This window comes from Kluyvera sp. EC_51 (assembly GCF_019584505.1).
GTDB lineage: Bacteria > Pseudomonadota > Gammaproteobacteria > Enterobacterales > Enterobacteriaceae > Kluyvera > Kluyvera sichuanensis.
Map to the genome: position 1 here is coordinate 1 of NZ_VDAG01000018.1, position 3909 is coordinate 3909.

Annotated in this window: 7 protein-coding genes; all 7 read left to right on the forward strand. The window is 55.7% G+C overall.

Annotated features, from left to right (window positions below; all coding sequences use genetic code 11):
* On the forward strand, window positions 1–647 hold a 647-nt coding region (locus FHC49_RS05540), incomplete at its 5' end, for a GTPase family protein (RefSeq protein WP_220439116.1).
* Between the two features lie 91 nt (window positions 648–738).
* Window positions 739–1560: a DUF932 domain-containing protein gene (locus FHC49_RS05545; protein ID WP_000197389.1), complete on the forward strand. Its 822-nt coding sequence runs from the start codon at window positions 739–741 to the stop codon at window positions 1558–1560.
* Between the two features lie 217 nt (window positions 1561–1777).
* Window positions 1778–2479: a WYL domain-containing protein gene (locus FHC49_RS05550; RefSeq protein WP_001548933.1), complete on the forward strand. Its 702-nt coding sequence runs from the start codon at window positions 1778–1780 to the stop codon at window positions 2477–2479.
* Window positions 2480–2515: 36 nt separating this feature from the next.
* Complete coding sequence (ypjK, locus tag FHC49_RS05555; protein ID WP_001115854.1) at window positions 2516–2752, forward strand: protein YpjK; 237 nt, start codon at window positions 2516–2518, stop codon at window positions 2750–2752.
* Window positions 2752–3195: a YfjS/YafY family lipoprotein gene (locus FHC49_RS05560; protein ID WP_053263801.1), complete on the forward strand. Its 444-nt coding sequence runs from the start codon at window positions 2752–2754 to the stop codon at window positions 3193–3195. Before ypjK ends, FHC49_RS05560 begins: the two co-directional genes overlap by 1 nt.
* A 22-nt stretch (window positions 3196–3217) precedes the next feature.
* Window positions 3218–3685, forward strand: a complete 468-nt coding sequence (gene ykfB / locus FHC49_RS05565; protein ID WP_023305531.1) for a protein YkfB — start codon at window positions 3218–3220, stop codon at window positions 3683–3685.
* A gap of 76 nt (window positions 3686–3761) precedes the next feature.
* A partial coding sequence (locus tag FHC49_RS05570) for a DUF905 family protein (RefSeq protein WP_021553246.1) occupies window positions 3762–3909 on the forward strand: 148 nt, incomplete at its 3' end.

The window sequence follows — 3909 nt, forward strand, 5'->3', positions numbered from 1 at the left end:
AGCCACTGCGCTTTCGCCTGCAAGTCGGCGACCGCTATATGACGCTGGTGGACCTGCCCGGCGTGGGCGAAAGTGGTGCTCGCGATACCGAGTATGCTGCGATGTACCGCGAACAGCTTCCTCGCCTCGACCTGGTACTGTGGCTGATTAAGGCTGATGATCGGGCACTGGCGGTGGATGAGCATTTTTACCGCCAGGTGATTGGTGAAGCTTACCGGCATAAAGTGCTGTTTGTTATCAGCCAGTCTGATAAGACTGAGCCCACCAGCGGTGGAGAGCGATTGTCCACAGAGCAGAAGCAGAATATCAGCCGCAAAATCTGCCTGCTGCATGAGCTGTTCCAGCCAGTGCATCCTGTATGTGCCGTGTCAGTCCGTCTGCAGTGGGGACTACGGGTGATGGCAGAGCGCATGATCCGTTGCCTGCCGCGTGAGGCCAGCAGCCCGGTGGTGTCGCAACTGCAGCATCCCTTTCGCACGACGGTAGTCCGGGAACAGGCTCGTAGCGATTTTGGTGAAACCGTCGGTGCTGTACTCGATAGCATCAGTGCCTTTCCCCTGATACCCGCCCCGGTACGGGCTGTCATTCAGGCCGTGCGCACCACGGTGGTGTCAGTGGCCCGCGCCGTCTGGGATTTCTTCTTCTGAGTATTTAACCCATCCCTGTTACTTCCCTGCCCCTGTCGCAGATGCGACGGGGATCCCTTTTATTTGTTTTCCCGTTATGAGGAGTCTGCTTATGACCCGTCTGGCTTCGCGCTTTGGCGCAGCAAATCTTATCCGTCGCGACCGCCCGTTAACCCGCGAAGAGCTGTTTCGCGTGGTGCCCAGTGTATTCAGTGAGGACAAACATGAATCCCGTAGTGAACGCTACACCTATATACCCACCATCTCCCTGCTCGACAGCCTACAGCGAGAAGGCTTCCAGCCGTTCTTTGCCTGTCAGACCCGGGTACGCGACCCGGGTCGACGCGAGCACACAAAACACATGCTACGCCTTCGTCGGGAGGGGCAGATTACCGGTAAACAGGTACCAGAAATTATCCTGCTCAACTCCCATGATGGCACCAGTTCGTACCAGATGTTGCCGGGTTTATTTCGTGCGGTTTGTCAGAACGGGCTCGTCTGCGGTGAGTCGTTTGGCGAGGTGCGGGTGCCACACAAGGGGGACGTGGTGAGTCAGGTGATTGAAGGCGCGTATGAGGTGCTGGGGATTTTTGACCGGGTGGAGGAGAAACGGGATGCCATGCAGTCGTTGCTGTTGCCACCCCCGGCACAGCAGGCACTGGCAAAAGCCGCCCTCACATACCGCTTTGGTGAAGACCACCAGCCGGTGACTGAATCGCAGATCCTCTCCCCTCGCCGCTGGCAGGATGAGAGCAATGACCTGTGGACCACGTACCAGCGTATTCAGGAGAACCTGATTAAGGGCGGGCTCAGTGGCCGTAATGCCAAAGGAGGACGGTCACATACCCGTGCCGTTCGCGGTATCGACGGGGACGTGAAACTTAACCGGGCACTGTGGGTGATGGCGGAAGCCCTGCTCACGCAACTGCAGTGACCGTTTAATGTTGCTGCTTTGTTAATATCGGACACCACCTGTCCGCATCGCACCGTGCTGGCGGTCCTCACTCACTGAGTGAATGGCCTGTAACCCCCGCTGCCTCTGGCTTTTGCAGAAATGAAAAATAGTTTCTGTGATGTCCATACCCTGTCCGACCCCCTCTTTAAAGTAATCACATCATTTTCAGTCAGTTAACTTTCACGGAGAACGTCTCATGACACAGGCAGAACGCCGCCATGACCGGCTGGCTGTCAGGCTGTCACTGATAATCAGCCGTCTGGTGGCAGGGGAAACACTGAGTGTGCGTAAGCTGGCCGCTGAGTTTGGTGTGTCGGTGCGCACGCTGCGGCGTGATTTTCGTGAGCGGCTGATGTATCTGGACCTGGAGTATCAGTCCGGATATTGCCGCTTACGTACTGCGGGCAGTGAGACGCAGATGGTGCCCGACGTGCTTATCTTTGCCCACCGCAGCGGGATGGCCGGTCTTTTCCCTGGCTTTGACCGTCGTCTGGTAAACGCACTGCTGATGTGCGATGAGTCTCCCTGCGTAATCGCACCCGCCAGTCCGGCTCCTTCGCCATCAGGCGCATTGTCTTTCTGGCGACTGATTCAGGCCATTACCGGGCGCAGGCGGGTGACGCTGATTGCCGAGGGGCAGCGCTGTGAGCGGCTGGCTCCCTGCCGGTTACTTATCCACCAGCAGGCCTGGTATCTGGTGGCAGAGCACGACGGACATATCGCCGTATTCACCCTGGATGAAATCCATCTGGTTCAACCCCTGCAGGAGTCTTTTCGCCGCAACGACAGTCTGTGCAGTCTGGTTGAAGACCCGGTGTTTATTCAGGCCTTACCCCATTTTCGCTTTATCCAGCAGTCGCTGCTTGCGTTTGTTCCGGCCGACAGCCCACCGGAATAGTGCAGGTCTATCTCAACTCATCCGCAGGGAGAGCCTATGCCATTTATTGCCATTATCGCCATTGTTGTCATCGTCATCATTCTGAACAAAACCGGGGTGTCCGACAGCCTCACGGCCCTGACCCTTGCCACCGTTGCCGCACTGCTGACGGGCGGAGGGGCAGCCGGTGCGGCCAGTGTCGCACTGACACCGTTCGTCGGCGTGCCGGTGGGTATTTTCGTCGGCATTTATGTCTTTGCCAAAGTGGTTCGTCTGATTTCAGGAAAAAAATAATGAAACGTAAAACACTGCCTCTGCTGGTGCTGGTTGCCACCACGCTGTTTCTAAGCGCATGCGATAACAGAAGTGATGACCTGAAGGCCATCAGCAAATTTAAGGATCTAACCCCACCGCGTTTCAGTGATGTGGTCAGCCACCAGGATGATGTCAGCGAAGAATGGTCACAGGTTGACTACTTATCCGGTCCCACCTTGCAGGTTTTACGTACCCACCAGTCGCCCGATGGCTGCGAGGGTGGCAGTTACTACTACCTCGTGGATATGCAGGAAAAAACCGTCCAGCCACTGATGAATGCGCTGTGTATTGCCGATAACATCAAACTGGAATACCAGGAGGTGACGGACCCGTATACCAAAGAAAAATACTTTGAGTACGCCCATGACGGCAAACTGATGGGGCGACTGCTGATACCCTCAAACCCTGAGAACCAGGAATAAAACAACGACAAAGGAGACAAGAATGACAATACTTTCACTAAGTCGGTTTATGCTGGCGGGTGTACTGCTCGCGAGCTTTAATGCCTCTGCTATCCCGGGGTTCTGGCAGCAGGGTTACGGTCAGGGCAATACGGAATACAGCGTGACCGAAGCCAGCGGAAAGACGTTTACCATCAACTGCACAGGGAACCCGGACCAGAATGGTTTCTATCAGCATTCAGTCTTTCTTACCCTTGCCGATGACAAGATGGTCAGTTCGCACGATGACGACACTACTATCACCGTAGTGATGGATCACCAGCAGTACATTATTCCGTCCAGCCTGGGCTGGCGTAACGGCGATAACGCCTGGTTTGACTTCATCAGCAATATCTCTGAGTCCGGGCAGTTCGACGTCTACGTCAATGACCACAAAGCAGGGACCTTCACTGCGGACCGGAAGAACGCTGAGAAAGTTCTGTCCACTCTCGGAGACTGCAGCAACGACTGATAGTAGTATCTTCCCCAGCAAATCCACCCCGACAGCTAGCAGGCTGCCGGGGTTTTCTTTTATCAGGAGCCCGAAAATGACCCAATCCGTGTTGCTGCCACCGGGGCCTTTCACCCGGAGACAAGCGCAAGCGGTCACTACCACGTACAGCAATATCACACTCGAAGACGACCAGGGCAGTCACTTCCGTCTGGTGGTTCGTGATACTGAAGGCCGGATGGTCT